Below are 18232 nucleotides of genomic sequence, written 5' to 3'. Positions count from 1 at the left end.
ATAACCTTGGAAGTAGAGGTTCTTTTATTGGGTAATCGGAAAATAGTATTCCATAGCCATCGTCTCAAACAATGTAGCCCCGCATTCCTTACATTTGTACCGTTGTCTTTTAACGAAGATCCCCACTCGTTTTGTGTGCATCGGCAAATCAAAGAAGAATCATTCGGTAGTTAAAAAGGCTATTAGGAAAACAGTTCACAATTGTTTAGTATTTCCTCTGTACTAAGTAAGGTAGCTTCTCCGATCCCCACATTATTGGCTTTCATGAAGGACTGTACTGCCTGGTACCCTACTGCATATCCCGCAAACGGTGATAACCCGACAGGTTGATACCCCTGTTCTTTTGCAACGGTGTCACCAAACATATAACTGCTAACCTCTGCAAATCCTTTCACATGTAAAGCATCCTTTATTATTTCAATTGAGTATTCTAAGTCCTCTTTATCAAAAGAAGTAACCCAAGGACCTAAAAGGTCTCCTCCATAGAGCTCTTTTGCAAATGACTCTGCTAAACCTTCTATAATTAGGTAATCTCCAACTGTAACGTTACCATGATCCCAATCAAAATAAGAAAAACGGATATTATGATGAAACTCATGTGCAATGACAGCAGGGATTTTAGGAACATTATAGGAGTTAGGGAAAATTGACACTTGAATAAATCCTGGAACTCCCCCGAAGCCAGAATAACCTTTTTGTAATTCGAGCTTCTTTGGATCAGCGATGTACATTCCAAATTTCAATTCATCAGTATTCATCTTTAAGTTATTCTCCTGTATAAAATCAGCACAGTGATTCAAGGTATCATATGCCGTTTGAAGAGCTTGAATCTCCTTTAAATTCTCTAATGCTATCGTTCCAATTTCGGTTTCCGTTATATCAAGATACCCAAGCATTTGTGTAGCCATTAATACATCATATCCATTAGGTTGATTGGCTTTTAAAGGAACACTAATGGTATTCCACATCTTTTCAAAAGGCTTCATCATGGAATACCGAAAGTAGTTTTCTTTTTCTTCCTCCATAGAAAACAACTTCTCATACTGCTCGATTGTATTTTCGATTACTATTTTCATAGCTAACACCTTTGTTATTTTTGATGATCTGAATAGACGTTCATCGCTTCGCTAATAAAATTAGCTCATCCATGACCACCTCCTTCAACTACTACGATAAATGATTACGCAACGTAAGAGTCAATAGTTGGAGGATATTATTTTGCATGCGACAGTTCTTCCAGTGTATGTCGATCATCTGAGGAGAGGTAGCATGCTATTCCTGATCTATTTGTCGCACAGGTGGGGCTGTGATAGAATCGAGTCATACGATGAAACTTCCGAGGTGATGATATGACAACTCCTGCTGATGAGCAATATACGGAAGCCTCCTTCTGGGAGAAGCTGAAGAAATTCGGCAAGAAGGCGGGCGTTAAGGTGGTGTACACTGCGCTGCTGTTATTCTATTGTCTGCGAGATGGAAATGTACCTCCGTGGGCGAAGACGGTTATTGTCGGTGCATTAGCGTATTTCATCAACCCGGTCGATGCAATTCCAGATGTGGTGCCGGTCGTCGGCTTCACCGATGATCTGGGGGCTCTTGTGGCTGCCTTGGGCACAGTGGCTGTATATATCAATGATGACATTCGTCACAAGGCGAGAACTAGACTTGCAGAATGGTTTGGCGCGGACGCTCTGGAGGAGCTCGCAGAACTGGATCAGAAGCTGGTCAAATAGAAGAACAGAAGGTGGAGCCTAGCCCGCCTTCTGTTTTTTTGCCTTATTCACTGCTGTGCATCGTAATAGATACGGAAGAGCAGATCCTGATCATAATTACCGAAGCCCCTCCCGAACAAGGTCAGCCCGCCGCGGTGATGCGGCGTATCCTCGGCCGAGATGCGAAACGTCCATGAGCCAGTCCCCCATTCCAGATCCTGAATCCGCAGCTCGGAGATGCGCTGCCCGTCGATGAAGGTTCCCCCAGAATGGATGCGCAGCACCTTGAGCAGTCCATATTGATTCACATCCGGCGGCCACCAGGCAGGTGTAAATCTGCCGGGACGGTCGCCGAAGTCTCCCGGACTTGTCCACTTGCCCAGACAGGTGCCATTCATATAGAAGCGAATATCTGAAGGCCATCGTTCCTTGGTGCGCGGCGCTTCCGAGCTGATCTCCATCGCAATCTCGACCTCACTGAGCTGTTGATTCTGGAACAGATAATTGGGAATCTTGTATTCCACATAGCCCTGCGAGAACCATAGGATGCCAGCTAGGACACGCTGGGGGTCGAGAAAGTATCTCGCATCGTCGTATTGTCCAATGAGCTGTTCTCTCGTAGCCAGCCCGCAGGTCGGTACAGCCTGTACATCTGTGTAATGCCCTACCGGCACGGCGATTTCAATCAGCTTGCGCGAGGCACCGCCGGTAGAGGAGAGATTAATCTGCAGATGGTGAGCGGATAACGAGCAGAATTTGTAGGTGGCCTGGCCGATCCGTCTGCTCCGGCAGCTAATCAGCCCCGCCTTTTGCAGCTTGTTCACATGGATGCTCGTAATGGCATTGCTTAGTCCAAGCTCCTCCGCAAGCTGCTTCACATGTTTTTCCTCTTGCTGCAGCAAGTCAATAATTTTCAGTCGCACGGCGCTGGCTAGCGCTTCATATACGATCAGTGATTGTTCCCCTGTAGTTAGTTGCATAGAAGCCTCCGCACTTGAGCTGGGATCACAGTAGATCTCAGTATGAATTTATATATTGATTACTTCAATAGGATATGATAAATATATACTGCATAAAAGTTGATCATGAATTAATTATAACATTAAATCAAGTTGGGAGCGTGAATTATTATGCTGAAGGCATTTATGGCGATTGACAAGGATTTTGAACTGGCGGAGGTAGACCCGCGAATATATGGCTCCTTCATCGAGCATCTGGGGCGGGCAGTATACGGAGGCATCTATGAGCCAGGGCATCCGACGGCAGACGAGCAAGGCTTCAGGGGGGATGCGCTGGAGGCCATTCGGCGGCTGCGGGTTCCGATCATCCGTTACCCCGGCGGCAACTTCGTATCCGGGTACAATTGGGAGGATGGTGTGGGGCCGCAATCGGAGCGCAAGCGTAAGCTGGAGCTGGCCTGGTGGACGACGGAGACGAATCAGGTAGGACTGAATGAGTTCGCAGATTGGGCCAAAAAAGCCGGAACCGACGTCATGATGGCGGTTAACCTGGGCACGCGCGGCGCAGATGATGCACGGAATCTGGTTGAATACTGCAACCATCCCTCCGGTTCCTATTATAGCGATATGCGGATTGCACATGGGTATAAGGAGCCGCATCGCTTCAAAACATGGTGTCTGGGCAATGAGATGGACGGGCCATGGCAGATCGGAGCGAAGACTGCTGTCGAGTACGGCAGACTGGCCAATGAGACGGCCAAGGTGATGAAGTGGGTGGATCCGAATCTGGAGCTGGTCGCTTGCGGCAGCTCGAACAGCGGTATGCCGACCTTCGCCGAGTGGGAGGCCACGGTGCTCGATCTGTGCTATGATCAGGTTGACTATTTGTCCCTGCATACGTACTACAATAATAACAAGAACGAGACGACCAACTTCCTGGCGAAGTCACTCGATATGGATCAATTTATCAGCAGTGTTGCCTCGATCTGTGACTACATCCAGGCAAAAAAACGGAGTAAGAAGAAGCTCTACCTGTCCATGGACGAGTGGAATGTATGGCACACGATCGGTACGAGCCGTGCGGATCAGCGCTGGCAGATTGCACCGCCTGAATTCGAGGATGTCTATACGATGGAGGATGCACTGGCCGTGGGCTGCTTCCTCATTACCATCCTCAAGCATGCCGACCGTGTGAAGCTTGGCTGTCTGGCACAGCTCATTAATACGATCGCTCCGATTATGACGGAGACCGGCGGCGGACTGTGGCTGCAGACGACCTATTACCCGTTCCTGCACGCTTCGCTCTACGGAAGAGGAACCGTGCTGCACCCGGTCATCCGCTCGCCGAAGTATGACTCCAAGGACTTCACGGATGTTCCGTATCTGGAGGCCGTGAGCGTCTATAATGAGGAGCTTGGCGAGGTGACCATCTTCGCGGTTAACCGTCATCTGGAGGAGGGGCTGGAGCTGGAGATGAATCTGCGCAGCTTCGGCAAGGCTGCTGTGATCGAGCATCTCGTTATGGAGCATGACGATCTGAAGGCTGCCAATACGGTGCAGACGCCCAACCGTGTGCTGCCACATGGCGCTGGCAACGCGCAAGCGGAGGATGGCCGAGTGACCGCACAATTGTCCAAGGCGTCCTGGAATGTCATTCGGCTGCAGGTCAGCCCGGAATAACACCAACTGAAGAAGCTCTCTGTTCGTGAATAACGGCTTTGCTTCCGCTGTAAGTGGCGGACGAATCTGGTGTGAAGCGGGCAGAGAGTTTTTTTGTATTTGACTAAATATAATAAATTACCTATAATTTTAATAGTAAGCAATATTTTTATAGCTTCTGGCTGACTCAAGCATCCTGTAATTATACGACCCTAGAACCGGTTGGCTAATCGAATCAGGAGGAGATGAGACGAATGAGCACACGTCGTGTGATCAAGAATGGCTACATATTGACACTGGACCATTCTATCGGGAATCTGGAGAGGGCAGACATTCTAATTGAGGGCTCGACAATTGTAACGATTCAGGCAGGGCTTGATGTGTCCGATTGTGAAGTAATTGACGCTACGGATATGATTGTGATGCCTGGGTTTGTGGATACGCATCGACATGTATGGGAATCTCTGCTGCGGACGATCGGGACAGACTGGTCGCTCCCGAACTATCTTCAGAGCCTCTATTACGGTGGAATTGGCAGCAGATTGCGTCCGGTAGATTGTCATGCTGCCAATCTGCTGGGGGCATTGGAAGCGCTTAATGCAGGGGTTACCACTGTGCTGGACTGGACGATGATCTATTCCCCTGAGCATGCGGACGCGCTGATTAGCGGCTTGCAGGCTTCGGGAATTCGGGGGGTGTTCGCCTATGGGGTTTCGGGAGAGACCGAGTATTGGGACCGGGAGAGCCAGAAGCGGGTCCCACAGGATGTACATCGAATCAAGCGGGACTATTTCTCCTCGGAGGATCAGCTCCTGACACTCGGTCTAGCGATTAGAGGGCCGGAGTTCAGCAGTTGGGAGGCGACAGTTGAGGACATTCGGCTCGCGCGCGAGCTGGATGCTGTCTGTTCAATGCATGTCGGCTTTGGCAATTGGGGGCCGCATGATCGTTCGATCGAGAAACTCCATCACGCTGGACTGCTCGGCCCGGATCTGAATATGGTGCATGCGAACACCATGAGCAGCGATGAGTACCGAATGTTGGCTGAGGCGGGCGCTTCCTTATCTGTCACCCCGGAGATTGAGATGATGATGGGACACGGCTACCCTGCAACAGGACGCTTCCTGGAGCATGGCGGTATCCCGGCGCTAGGTGTAGACGTTGTAACGTCTACTGCCGGAGACATGTTTGCTCAGATGAAATTTGCACTGCAGGCTGAGCGTGCGCGAGTGAACCAGCAGGTGCTCGATGCAGGCGATATGCCGGACACCTTGCACATTAAGGCAGAGCAAGCGCTGCAATTTGCGACTACAGCAGGAGCTCGGGCATTGCAGCTTGAACATAAGATCGGCTCCTTATCGCCAGGTAAGGAAGCGGATCTGATTATGATACGGATGACCGATTTGAACCTGTTTCCGGTGATGGATCCGATCGGTGCCGTGGTACAGTTTGCTCATCCGGGCAATGTAGATTCTGTCTTCGTGGCCGGGCGTCCAGTCAAGCGGCACGGGAAGCTGCTGCATGTGGACCTGGATCACGTGAGAGCACTCGCAAGCGAGAGTGTATCCTATCTTAGGAGCGTTCCTGCTGGTACAACACAGTAAGCGAGTATCGTGCGAAACGAAGCTTTGCCTGCTTAGGACGGTGACGGCCGTTTACGCTTATTTTCGTAGGAGAGCAGGGGAAATACTGATGATCTGCCAGGTGCAGCCGATGTGGTTGTTGCACCTGGCTTTTATTTTGGGGGAATCGATCTATCTTTCCGCTTATCTGTTTCACGTAGGTATCATGACTTGTCAGTAAGTTATGGTGAATAGTCTCGGTCATATTCTGCTCGCCTTCCTTACTGAATGGTATGTATACTTACAATACGAAGATATTAGTCCTATATATTCAATTATTTATCCATATATTTTATTATTAGGATATTTTTGTTTTGACATCACTTCACTCTATTTATAAGATAACGTTTGTCGAGAAAATATAGTAAAGGTGGTAGTAGAAAGTGAAAATAGCAACAAAAGTTATTATAAGTTTCAGCATGGCTATAATTATGTTCTTATCTGTTTCGATTGTACCTGCTTCCGCAGCGGAGGATACATGGATGGCGAAAGCTCCCATGCTAGAAGCAAAGGTATATATGTCTACCGCCGAAATGGACGGGAAGATATATATATTCGGCGGTCGAAATGCTAGTAGTACTACAATAGCTAAGGTGGAAGAGTATAATACTGTAACAGATACTTGGACCAGTAAAGCAGATATGCCCACAGCCCGAGAATTTGCAGGTGCTGTAGCAATCGCTGGAAAGATCTATGTATTCGGAGGGGCCGTCAATGGAGGTTCTTACTTAAGCAAAGTTGAAGCTTACGATCCTGCAACTAATACATGGTCAACCAAAACACCAATGCCTTATCCACAAGCAATGTTTGGGGTATCGGAAATAAATGGAAAGGCTTATATTTTGGGAGGGGCAAAATCACCCAAGCAAGTACTCGTATATGACCCGGTTACGGATTCATGGTCGACTAAATCGGATATCCCTACATACATAAAAAGTTACAAATCAGTAGCTGTAAACGGGAAAATTTATACGTTTGGTACAGATACTGTAATGTATGATCCCGTGACAGACTCTTGGACTCCTAAGGCAAGTCCACCCGTTTATGTTGACGGGCGAGGTTTAGCTTCAGCAAATGAAAAGATTTATATTATTGGTGGTTATGTTAGCTCAAGCAATAGTTATACTAATGAAGTATATGAATATGATCCAAGTGCGGATACATGGACTGCAAGAGCAAGCATGTCAACAAAACGTAATAGTGTAGAAGCTATTACTGTTAATGGATTTATTTATGTAATGGGAGGGTACAATTCATTTTTTTTAAGTAATGTTGAAATGTATGCTCCTCCAGCTCCAGTGCTGCCAATTGCTCCTATTAATTTGACAGCAACAGGAGGCAATACAAAAGTTGATCTCGCATGGTCTGCCGTAACCAATGTGGCTGGCTATAACATTAAGCGCTCCACAACTAAGAATGGGCCGTATACCACAATTGCAACAGGTGTAACCGATGTGACATACACCGATACGGATGTGACGAACGGTATGACCTACTACTACACAGTAACAGCTGTTAATGCAGGAGGAGAGAGTGCACACTCCAATGAAGCATCTGCAACTCCTCAGGCACCAGCTTCAACGGGTAGAGCAATCCTAACCATTACTCTAGTGCATGGTATCGAGAAAGAATATGATCTATCGATGAGCGAGGTAGACGCATTTATCTCTTGGTACGATGCGAAAGCTGACGGAACTGGCTCAGCACGTTACACAATGGATGATCCACATGCAAAGGGGCCATTCCAATCGCGTAAGGATCACATAATCTTCGACAAAATCATTACCTTTGATGTAGACGAGTATATTCAAGAAAATTAGTATTCATAGCCCCGCCTCTGCGTCGTATAGCCCAATGCTATAATTGATGTCGAGGTTCTTTTCTTTAATTCTGTTCACTTGCCTAAGGGAGGGGAATAGAAGATGCAGGATGAAGATCGCTATGGTGTATACGGCTATCGGTTTGCCGAGGGGGCAGGGCGGCTCTGCTCGCTCTATGCTGTCGGGTATGATATGGCGACCGCCGGCTATCTATGGGATGGACTGGAACGCACGGATGGCCCGCTCTATCTGTTCCAGTACACGTTAACTGGCGAAGGAGTGTTCGAGCAGGATGGAGAGGTGTATCGTATTGCTCCCGGGCAAGCATTCATGGCGGAGATTCCTGGTCAGCATCGCTATTATCATCCGGGTGGTGAGGAGCCATGGCGCTTCCTGTTTATTCTGCTGCGCCAGGAGCCGCTGCAGTCGCAGTGGAGCGAGCTCGTCTCCAAGCTGGGGAGATTGCCGCAGTTACCTGTGGACAGCGCTCCGATACAGACGCTGCGCGGCCTGGTACGAGAAGCGTCCGCGGGCCGGATTGCCGATGCGTATCGCGCCTCCTCCCAAGTGTACCATCTCATGATGGAGCTGCTCCGGTTTGCCTCGGGCAGAGCGGAGCGGGCGGAATGGCCGGTCAAGATTCACAGGGCGGCTGCACTGATCGAGGAGAGGTACAGCAATCTTCCGGGGCTGGAGGAGCTGGCTGATATCGTCGGCCTATCCAAATACCATCTCATCCGCTCCTTCGCCAAAGTAACGGGGCTGACCCCCAGCGAATACGCCGAACGTATACGGATGAGACATGCGGCTGAGCTGCTTGTTCATACCGACTGGAGCATGGAGCGAATCGCGAGCGAGCTGGGGTATGGCAGCGGCAGCTATCTGATTCGGGTGTTTCGCAAGCATACAGGCATTCCGCCTGGCGCCTTCCGCAGCAATTACGAATATCGCAGCTTCACTCGCCTTCATTGGGATTGAAACAGCAATATTGTACATGATGGAGCAAATAATTATGGTATTCATCTTCTGAATGAAGCTTTATTATAGATTCTATACAGCAATATTGTCTTGTATGGAAGAATCTATATCGCTTGAAGGAGAGAGAAGCAATGCCGCATAATGAATGGTGCAACACGCCGCCGCTTGGGTGGAATTCATGGGACTGCTATGGCGCGGCCGTGACAGAGGATGAAGTAAGAGGAAATGCCGACTACATGGCGCAGCATCTCAAGGCTTATGGCTGGGAATATGTCGTCGTGGATATTCAATGGTATGAACCGGATGCCGTCTCCTCCAGCTATCGCCCGTTCGTGCCGCTTGTGATGGATGAATACAGCAGATTACAGCCTGCTCCGAATCGCTTTCCCTCTGCAGCGAATGGTCAGGGCTTCAAGCCGCTGGCGGATTATGTGCATGGATTAGGGTTGAAGTTCGGCATTCATATTATGAGGGGCATTCCCCGGCAAGCCGTGCATGCTAACACAGCTCTGCTAGGGACGGAGCAGCGGGCAAGGGAGATTGCCCATACGAATTCCATCTGTCCGTGGAATACGGATATGTATGGCGTTGATGCCAATCAGCCTGGCGCACAGGCGTATTATGATTCCTTATTCGCGCTGTATGCGGAGTGGGGCGTGGATTATGTGAAGGTGGATGACATCGCCGCTTCGAGATTATACGGTATTCATACGGATGAGATTCGGATGATTCGCGAGGCGATTGACAAGTGCGGGCGCAAGATGGTGCTGAGTCTGTCACCAGGCCCGGCGCCGCGGGATGAGACTGAACTGCTGGCCGCTAATGCGAATATGTGGCGGATGACCGATGATTATTGGGACCGCTGGGAGCTGCTCCTTGATATGTTCGATCGTTGCAAGACTTGGGAGGGCGTACCGGGGCCGGGCTGCTGGCCGGATTGCGATATGCTGCCGCTTGGTCATATCGGCATTCGCTCCGTAGATGGCGGCGTCTCCAGCAAGACGCATGATCGCTGGACGCGCTTCACTCGAGATGAGCAATTGACGATGATGACACTATGGACGATCTTCCGTTCTCCTCTGATGTTCGGCGGAGAACTGCGGGATAACGATGAATGGACGCTGTCGCTGCTGACCAACCGGCACGTATTGGAGATGCATCGCCACAGCTTCGGCGCCCGGCAGTTGTACCGCGATGGCGAGGCGATCGTGTGGACAGCGGAGGGACCGGAGGGTGTCCGTTATGTAGCTTGCTTCAATGTCGGCGAGACACCCATGGCTGTGTCGGTACCGCTGGAGCAGTTGGCGCTGGGCTATGGCGTGCTCGCCCTGGCACTATGGGAGGTAGACGGTGCGGAGCAGGCGATCAGCGAGCTGGCTCCTGTCGTTGCTCCACATGGCGCAGCGCTATACCGTCTGCGGGGGTTATAGTCCCCGGTTAGTTAACACAACGAGTACAATGAGAAGGTAGCCTCGTCCGAAGATTCGGACGGGGTTTTTTCATATATAGAACAATTGTCAAAAGATGCAATAAAGGATTGCGGTTTGTCGAATAAAGTGAGAGAATTTTACTATACCGGGTATATAAAAGTAGGACTTTATTTCTAGGCTGAAGGTACATATAGAATGAATTTGGCTCCATCCGACATTTAATCAAGGGAAAGGCGGCAGCAGCATGAAATCTATCGAAGACTTCGCCAAGCGATATGGGCCTTTGATTCTGCTGCTCGTTATTGTAGTTGTGGCTCTTAGCACGGTGTTATATCCTGCCGTAACGCGCATGATGTACCAGCCAGACCCTATAATTAAGCAGGGCGTGCTGGATCTGACACAATGGGATGCGCAGCAGGACGGCCGAGTGAAGCTCGTTGGTTATTGGGCCTTCTATTGGAAGCAATTGCTTGAATCTTCGGGCACAAGTGGCCTAGAGGAAGCAAGCATCGCTCCTGACGGATACTTTAAAGTGCCGGATGTCTGGAACAATTATCGCATTGATGGCGAACGATTGCCCGGTCAAGGATTTGCGACCTATCGGCTTACGGTGAAGCTGGGTGAGGCCTCCAGGAATCGAGAGCTTGCGCTCTCGATTCCATCTATTTCTACAGCCTACAGGGTGATTATCGATGGCAAGGAACGAGCAGCGGGAGGACAAGTAGCACGCACGAGCGATGAGGCCAAGGCTGCCTATGTGCCACAGTATATTTCCTTTCGACCAACAGCTTCGCAATTCGACATTTATGTGCAAGTATCCAATCATGTGTATGCCCGCGGCGGTATTTGGTATGATCTGGAGCTTGGCTCTACTGAGGATATCGCTCAGGCAAGCGGTATCAAGTTTGCGCTGGATATGATTATTATGGGTGCGGCCTTTATGATCGGGATGCATCATCTTGTTATCTTTCTGTTCCGTCCCGCGAATCGGTCAGCCTTATATTTCAGCCTGTGCTGTTTAATTGCAACGTTGCGTATTCTGGTGGTGGATCAGAATTATATCTCCTTGCTATTCAGTGATATTCCATTTCGTGTGCTCATTATGCTGGAGTATTTCACATTTTATGCTGGAGTTATGCTCATTGCGTTGTTTATCCGAGAGCTGTACCCGACCCATTTTGCTTGGCGTCATATCCGCATTATTGTTGTTGTATGTCTGCTGGCATTGCTCACGGTTATCGCAACACCGTTGGAGGAGTACACCGGGTATATCCGTCTGTTCAACTACTTTTCCCTGCTCTGCTGTCTGTATTACACGTCAGGTATCTTTAGGGCGGCCATTCGCAGGCGGCAGGGAGCTACACTGCAGGTGTTCGGCATGTGTCTGTTCATGGTGGCGATGGTTCATGACATTTTCTATAATGCAAGCATTATTCATCTGATTAATTCCCAGTTGGTGCCCTTTGGGATGTTCATCTTCATATTCATCGAGGCAGCGAATATGGCGAGGCGCTTCTCCAGCGCATACCGCACAATCGAGGACATGTCGGCTCAATTGATCGCTAAGGATCGGATAAAGGATGAATTTCTGGCCAATACGTCACATGAGCTGAAGACCCCGATTCACGGCGTACTCAATTTGTCTCAGGCCGTGCTCGACGGGGCAGGAGGGCGGCTGACTGCAGGCGAGCAGGATAACCTGCAAGCGGTTGTATCCGTATCCCGCAGGCTCTCCCATCTGATCAATGATATTTTGGATTGGTCGATGCTGAAGAATGGAGAGATTACCTTGCGCCGCAAGCCGGTAGAGCTGAGGCCGCTGCTTGCCGTAACGATGGAGATGTTCCGGTATCTGCATATGGGCAAGCCAGTCGAATTAATCGACGCGCTGCCAGAGCATCTGCCTGCGGTGGATGCCGACGAGGATCGGTTGATGCAGGTGATGTACAATTTGATTGGCAATGCGATTAAGTTTACGGACAAGGGAGAGGTCAGAATTACAGCTACCGAGCGCCACGGCTTCATTGAGATTAGTGTGAGCGATACGGGCATCGGCATCCCGGCAACCCAACTAGGCAGCATCTTTGATTCATTCGAGCAGACAGATCGGAAGATCGCGGCCGAATACGGGGGCGTAGGGCTGGGGCTCAGTATAACGAAGCGGCTTGTGGAGCTGCATGGCGGGCGTATTGCGGTTCAGTCCTCCGAAGGAGCAGGCTCGGTCTTCACCTTCTCGCTGCCTGCCGTGCGATCCATGAGGCTGCCTGCGCAGCAAGAGTCGGATGAAGGCGCTCTCGAGCCGCGTCGCTTGCTGAGCTGGTCGAGGCGTGTTCAACTGGCCAAGGAAGGGGAGCCGGACACCGCAGACTTGGATGACATACGGTATCCTGACCAGGCATCGGAGCAGGGCAGCGATGAGTATACGATTCTTGTCGCCGATGACGATGGGGTGAATCGTCAGGTGCTGTCCAGTCTGCTGGCGCTTGACAACTGCAAGGTTGTAGCAGTATCCGATGGCAATGAAGCGCTGGCCGCGCTGCACAGCGAGCGCTTCGATCTGGCTATCGTCGATCTCATGATGCCGGGCAAGTCAGGGTATGAAGTGACAGAGGCGATCAGGGAACGCTACTCGCTGGCGGAGCTGCCTGTACTGCTGTTGACGGTGCGCAACCAGCCGCAGGATATCGTGGCGGCCTTCAAGGCTGGCGTTAACGACTTTCTGAACAAGCCCGTCGAGCCCGGAGAGCTGCGGGCGCGTATCCGCACCTTGCTTGATCTGAAGTCGTCCGTGAGCGATAAGGTGAACATCGAGATGGCGTTCTTGCAGGCACAGATCAAGCCGCATTATCTATTCAATGTGCTGACGACGATCTTATCCATCAGCTATACCGATCTGGCCAAGGCGCAGGAGCTTCTGGGAAGCTTCAGCCGATATTTACGGGGCAGCTTCGACTTTCAGAACAAGGATAAGCTTGTGCCGCTTGACAAGGAGCTCCAGCTTGTGGAAGCCTATCTTGAGATTGAGCAGGCGCGCTTCGGCAGCCGCCTTAAGACAGAAGTTGATGTTACCGCCAGCACGAGCTGGCTCATCCCGCCGCTAGTCATTCAGCCGCTGGTGGAGAATGCGGTGCGCCATGGAGCCATGGGGCGAATGCTCGGCGGCATCGTGAAGCTCACGGTGCGCTCGGAGCAATCGGACATCGTGGTGACGATTGCCGATGACGGAAGGGGCATGCCGCAGGAGCGGCTCGATGCGATTCGGGAACGGAGGAGCCTGAAAGGGGGAGTCGGCTTGATGAATATTGATAGCCGGCTGCGTCATATCTATGGCACGGGCTTGCAGATCGCAAGCTGTGAGGAGGAAGGAACTACGATTACCTTCCGTATTCCCTATCGCAGCGCTTAGCCACGAGGCAGCTTAGAGGGCGGCTGACCTGACGTCTCCCGGACGCCCGATTCACCCTCGCAGAGGTGGATCGGGTGGAACGAGCCGCTTGGATGCAGCGGCGAAGCGGGTTGTCTGCCCGCAAGCCATCAGCAAGCCTCCTACAAGAAAACGATTGACATTGAGAATTGTTATCACTAAACTGTTAATAGTATCAGGATCAGATGACTTGATGCATTAATGGACATTGTACGAAGGGGTTGCAGGCATGGATTTGGAAACCCGAATCAGACTGTGGAACCATTCTCATATTCATATTATTGATATTCGCCGATCCAGGATGAGAGCTCAAGAGACGTTGAGGAGCTACAGGCTGCCATCCAGCGCCTACATCTATGTATTATTTGGTCAAGCGCTTATTCAACTGGATGAGGAACGAACGGCAGCTTCCACCCATATGCTGCTGCACGGGGGCAAGGGAACAGTGCTCTCCATTGTGCCGGAGGATGACTTCCATTATTATATGATTCTATACAAGGCAACGCCGTCGCTGCCGAAATCACGCGAGCTCCTGACCTTGCTGGATACGTCCAGCCCATTCCAGGAGCGCTTCTGCATGACCGTCCGCTCGCCTGTGCTGCTGGAACAGAAGCTGCTGGAGATGGATGCGGCCTGGCATCGTCCCGACTCCTCTGGCAAGCTGCTCGTGCGCGCGAGCTTCTATCAGTTCGTTAATGAGCTATTGGAGCAATTCGAGGAGTGGGGAGCATTAGAAGCTGAGGCAGAGACGAATGTGGCGTTGCAGGCAGTACGTTATATCGAGGAGCATTACCACGAGCCGATTACACTGGAGCTGCTGGAGGAGCTGCTTGGCTGCAATTCCCGCATGCTGCTGCGCAAGTTCAGGGCGGAGTGGAACACCACGCCCATCGACTATCTGATTCAGATTCGACTAGGCAAGGCGAAGGAGCTGCTAGCGGGCACATGGTCGACCGTCAAGGACATTGCGGAGCAGGTCGGCTACACCGACCATTATTATTTCAGCCGATTGTTCAAGAAGCATACTGGCATGTCCCCGCTGCAATATCGGGCTTCTGCGGACTCCGGGATGGCGTCGGAATATGATCCATCCCTCATGTCGAGATTGTCCATTGCGGGAAGCAGGCTGCAACGCTATATTGGTAATGGAATTAATAATCATTATCAGTATAGAAAAAGGGGAGAGTACACCATGTATAGCAAGTCCAGAATGTCGGTAGCGGTCCTGCTGCTATGCTTTGCCATCGTGCTTGGCGCATGTGGAGGAGGAAATGCAGGTACCAATACCAATCCAGCGAACGGAGGGACTGCCAACCAGAGCAGCACCCAGGCAGCTACTCAGACGCCTAAGACAGATGCCAGCGGCAGCGAGAGCCGGGTTGTCAAGCATGCGATGGGCGAGGAGACGATTGTCGGCACACCGGAGCGGGTCGTCGTGCTGACCAATGAGGGAACCGAGGCGCTGTTGTCTGTCGGTGTGAAGCCGATCGGCGCGGTGCAGTCCTGGGTTGGCGATCCGTGGTATGACCATATCGCAGACAAGATGGAGAACGTGGAGATTCTGGGCGACGAATTGCAGCCGAATCTGGAGATGATCGCAAGTCTGAAGCCGGATTTGATCATTGGCAACAAGGTTCGTCAGGAGAAGATATACGAGCAACTGAAGCAGATTGCACCGACGGTATTTTCGGAGGATCTGGCTGGAGACTGGAAAATCAACTTTGAATTATATATGCAGGCCTTGAATAAGGAAGCGGAAGGCCAACGGCTGATGGACGAGTTTGACAAGCGTGTCGCGGAAGCCAAGGTCAAGCTGGCAGACAAGCTGGCTACGAAGGTGTCCATCGTGCGCTTCTCTGCCTCCCAGGTACGAATCTACCAGAAGCAATCGTTCTCCGGGGTGCTGCTGCAGCAGCTTGGCTTTGCCAGACCGGAATCACAGGATAAGGATTCCTTCATCGAAGTGATGTCCAAGGAGACGATCCCAAGCATGGACGGTGATGTGCTCTTCTACTTTGTCACAGAGCAGCCGGGACAGAATGAGGCCGCCAAGGTGGTGGAGGAGTGGATGAATGATCCCCTGTTCCAGAACCTGAATGTGGCCAAGAACAATAAGCTCGTTCAGGTCGATGAAGCAATCTGGAACACTGCGGGCGGGTATCAGGCAGCCAATCTGCTGCTGGATGAGATTGTCGCTTACTTTACTGCTGAGAAATAATATGCTGCGCGCGGCAGCAGGCCGGCATCGTCCCCAGACGAGCGCCGGCTTGTTTGCTTCCGTGCGTCAACTGCAAGGAGAATATATCATGACGAACCGTTCGACAACATCTAACCGATTGCTTGGTGGCCTCCTCGCGATCTTGCTTCTGCTGCTGACCGCTATGGTGGCCAGCGTACTGTATGGTCTGCAAAGCTTCGGCCTACGCGAGCTGTGGCTGGCCTACAGCAGCTTTGACGGCTCGAACGAGCACCTGATTTTGACCCGCACGCGGGTGCCGCGCACGCTGATTGCGGCTTCAGTCGGGGCGACGCTCGCTGTAGCGGGTGCTGTGATGCAGGTACTCACACGCAACGGATTAGCTTCACCATCCATATTTGGCATCAACTCGGGCGCTTCGTTGTTTGTCGTTGCTGCGCTAGCGCTGTGGGGCTCCTCTCTGACGCTCTCGGATATGGTCTGGTTCGCATTAGCGGGAGCAGCGGCTGCAGCCTGCCTCGTCTATGCGCTGGGCAGCAGTGGCAGCAGGATGGAGCCATCCCGGCTTGCTCTTGCCGGAGCCTCGATCGCAGCCTTCTCGGCCTCGATGACATCCGGCCTGATCCTGCTTAACAAGCAGTCCCTAGAGGATGCCTTGTTCTGGATGATCGGCTCTGTGTCCGGCAGAAGCATGGAGCATCTGCTGATGGTGCTGCCTTATATGGCTGTGGGGCTGCTGATCTGTGTACTTCTGTCCCGAGCGCTCAATGTGCTGGCGCTCGGAGAGGAGAATGCGCAGGGCCTCGGTCTGCGTCTGAAGCATGTGCAATGGCTCGCCGCTGCTGCTGTCATCCTGCTGGCGGGCAGCGCGGTCGCCGCCGCCGGGCCGATCGCCTTCGTCGGCCTGATCGTGCCGCATCTGTGCCGGGCGCTGGTTGGCACAGATCATCGCTGGCTGCTGCCTTATTGCGCGCTGGCCGGGGCGCTGCTGCTCGTCTGCGCGGACACCCTGTCCCGACTCATCCTCCCAGGCAAAGAAGTGCCCGTCGGCATAGCTATGGCAGTCATTGGCGTGCCCTTCCTGATTCGGGTCGCCAGAGGGAGGAGGGAGACGTAATGACGAAGCCAACCCGTACTATAACGCTGCTCTCGCTGCTGTCTGCCAGCCTGCTCCTGTCGCTTGTGTCCTTATCGCTTGGCTCCATCCGCGTCCCGCTGCCTGAAGTCATTCAGTCGCTGTTTGGCGGCGGCGAGCAGCAATTCGCCATGATCATCATGCAATTCCGGTTGCCACGGGTGCTGGCAGCGCTGTTGGTCGGCGCTGCGCTGGCTGTTGCCGGAGCGCTGCTGCAGGGCATCATTCGCAACCCGCTCGCCTCGCCCGATGTGCTGGGTGTAACCGGCGGTGCCTCGGTCAGTGTAGTCGCCTTTATGACCTTGGCAGCGGGGATGAGCATCCATCTGATTCCGTTCGTGGCGATTGCCGGGGCGGGCATCACGGCAACCTTGAATTATGTGCTCGCCTGGCGACGGGGTGTCTCTCCATATCGGCTCGTCATGATCGGCATCGGCATCTCGACCGCTACCGCAGCGCTGACCACATTCCTGCTCATTAGCGGCCCGGCCTATCTTGCCCCACAGGTGCTCAACTGGACGACCGGCAGCTTGTATGGAACCAATTGGACGTACATTGGCATGCTCTGGCCGTGGATCGCGCTGTTTCTTCCGCTAGCGCTTCTGTTCGCCAGGGAGCTGGATGTGCAAGCGCTCGGAGAAGAGACTGCGCTCGGACTCGGGAGCAGACTGCAGCGCAGCCGTCTGCTTATGCTGGCGATCAGTGTATCGCTGGCAGGTGCGGCCGTAGGAGTGGCGGGCTCGCTCTCCTTCATCGGCCTGATTGCTCCGCATATGGCCCGGCGGCTCGTCGGTCATTCCTACCGGGCGGTTCTCCCGGCTGCCGCTCTATGCGGCGCCATCCTGCTGGTTGCAGCAGATTTGGCGGGGAGGCTGCTGTTCCAGCCGCTGGATATTCCAGCCGGGGTGTTCACCGCCGGCATCGGTGCGCCGTTCTTCATGTATCTGCTGATGCGAAGACGGAGGAGTGGATGAGGATGGAGGGTAACGGCAGGAAAGGCGGGACAGATAGACAACACGGGCAAGCCGCTCTCCAGGCAGGCATTGCTCGCTAGCTTCTTAGCGATATGTGCAGATTGAAGGTGAATCATGAAGAGAACAGCAGCAAAGCAGCGATTAGGAAGCGGAATAGCGCGAATCCACCGCGGCAGCGCTGCTGTTTTTTTGGTAGAATAGAAGCCATATATGCTCTCATGATAGGTTTAGTCGGCCTGCCCCTTGCATGCCGCGGCTTGGGCTGTAGTCCTGCCGCAGCAAGCGTGGGCAGGCCTGCTGGCTTGAGGGCGAACATCGACGC

General features: G+C 52.2%; 13 protein-coding genes. 10 read left to right on the top strand and 3 right to left on the bottom strand.

What is annotated here, in order from left to right; genetic code table 11:
• Positions 1 to 24 precede the first annotated feature (24 nt).
• Entirely contained in the window at positions 25 to 147 is a 123-nt protein-coding gene (locus tag ACY1JZ_RS15820) for a transposase family protein (RefSeq protein WP_462630045.1), read from the bottom strand.
• Between the two features lie 35 nt (positions 148 to 182).
• Entirely contained in the window at positions 183 to 1076 is an 894-nt protein-coding gene (locus ACY1JZ_RS15815) for a DUF2268 domain-containing putative Zn-dependent protease (RefSeq protein WP_462630044.1), read from the bottom strand.
• A gap of 273 nt (positions 1077 to 1349) precedes the next feature.
• Between ACY1JZ_RS15815 and ACY1JZ_RS15810 the strand changes: the two genes are divergently transcribed.
• Positions 1350 to 1733, top strand: a complete 384-nt coding sequence (locus ACY1JZ_RS15810; protein WP_270169931.1) for a YkvA family protein — start codon at positions 1350 to 1352, stop codon at positions 1731 to 1733.
• A gap of 47 nt (positions 1734 to 1780) precedes the next feature.
• Here ACY1JZ_RS15810 and ACY1JZ_RS15805 read toward each other — a convergent pair whose 3' ends face one another.
• Positions 1781 to 2692, bottom strand: a complete 912-nt coding sequence (locus ACY1JZ_RS15805) for an ArsR/SmtB family transcription factor (RefSeq protein ID WP_270169933.1) — start codon at positions 2690 to 2692, stop codon at positions 1781 to 1783.
• 150 nt (positions 2693 to 2842) lie between these two features.
• Between ACY1JZ_RS15805 and arfA the strand changes: the two genes are divergently transcribed.
• The 9 genes from arfA (at position 2843) to ACY1JZ_RS15760 (ending at position 17910) form a co-directional block, all read left to right on the top strand.
• Positions 2843 to 4351 carry an arabinosylfuranosidase ArfA gene (gene arfA / locus ACY1JZ_RS15800; RefSeq protein ID WP_270169935.1) on the top strand — a complete coding sequence of 503 codons (1509 nt, stop codon included), beginning with the start codon at positions 2843 to 2845 and terminating at the stop codon, positions 4349 to 4351.
• A gap of 233 nt (positions 4352 to 4584) precedes the next feature.
• Positions 4585 to 5934: an amidohydrolase family protein gene (locus ACY1JZ_RS15795; protein ID WP_462630043.1), complete on the top strand. Its 1350-nt coding sequence runs from the start codon at positions 4585 to 4587 to the stop codon at positions 5932 to 5934.
• 401 nt (positions 5935 to 6335) lie between these two features.
• Complete coding sequence (locus ACY1JZ_RS15790; RefSeq protein ID WP_462630042.1) at positions 6336 to 7772, top strand: Kelch repeat-containing protein; 1437 nt, start codon at positions 6336 to 6338, stop codon at positions 7770 to 7772.
• Positions 7773 to 7874: 102 nt separating this feature from the next.
• The gene (locus tag ACY1JZ_RS15785; protein ID WP_270169941.1) at positions 7875 to 8750 is read left to right on the top strand and encodes a helix-turn-helix domain-containing protein; all 876 of its coding nucleotides are present in this window, start codon (positions 7875 to 7877) and stop codon (positions 8748 to 8750) included.
• Positions 8751 to 8881: 131 nt separating this feature from the next.
• A complete protein-coding gene (locus ACY1JZ_RS15780) occupies positions 8882 to 10180 on the top strand; it encodes a glycoside hydrolase family 27 protein (protein ID WP_462630041.1) in 1299 nt (432 codons plus the stop codon).
• Positions 10181 to 10424: 244 nt separating this feature from the next.
• Positions 10425 to 13586 carry a hybrid sensor histidine kinase/response regulator gene (locus tag ACY1JZ_RS15775; protein WP_462630039.1) on the top strand — a complete coding sequence of 1054 codons (3162 nt, stop codon included), beginning with the start codon at positions 10425 to 10427 and terminating at the stop codon, positions 13584 to 13586.
• Positions 13587 to 13833: 247 nt separating this feature from the next.
• Positions 13834 to 15822 carry an ABC transporter substrate-binding protein gene (locus ACY1JZ_RS15770; RefSeq protein ID WP_462630037.1) on the top strand — a complete coding sequence of 663 codons (1989 nt, stop codon included), beginning with the start codon at positions 13834 to 13836 and terminating at the stop codon, positions 15820 to 15822.
• Positions 15823 to 15910: 88 nt separating this feature from the next.
• Positions 15911 to 16918, top strand: coding sequence for a FecCD family ABC transporter permease (locus ACY1JZ_RS15765; protein ID WP_462630036.1), 1008 nt, complete (start codon positions 15911 to 15913; stop codon positions 16916 to 16918).
• Positions 16918 to 17910, top strand: a complete 993-nt coding sequence (locus tag ACY1JZ_RS15760; RefSeq protein WP_462630034.1) for a FecCD family ABC transporter permease — start codon at positions 16918 to 16920, stop codon at positions 17908 to 17910. Before ACY1JZ_RS15765 ends, ACY1JZ_RS15760 begins: the two co-directional genes overlap by 1 nt.
• Positions 17911 to 18232: the final 322 nt, after the last annotated feature.

The sequence above is a fragment of the Paenibacillus sp. J5 genome (assembly GCF_054955055.1).
Note: the sequence above shows the minus strand (reverse complement) of the source record. Positions and strands in the feature narration are given on the sequence as shown.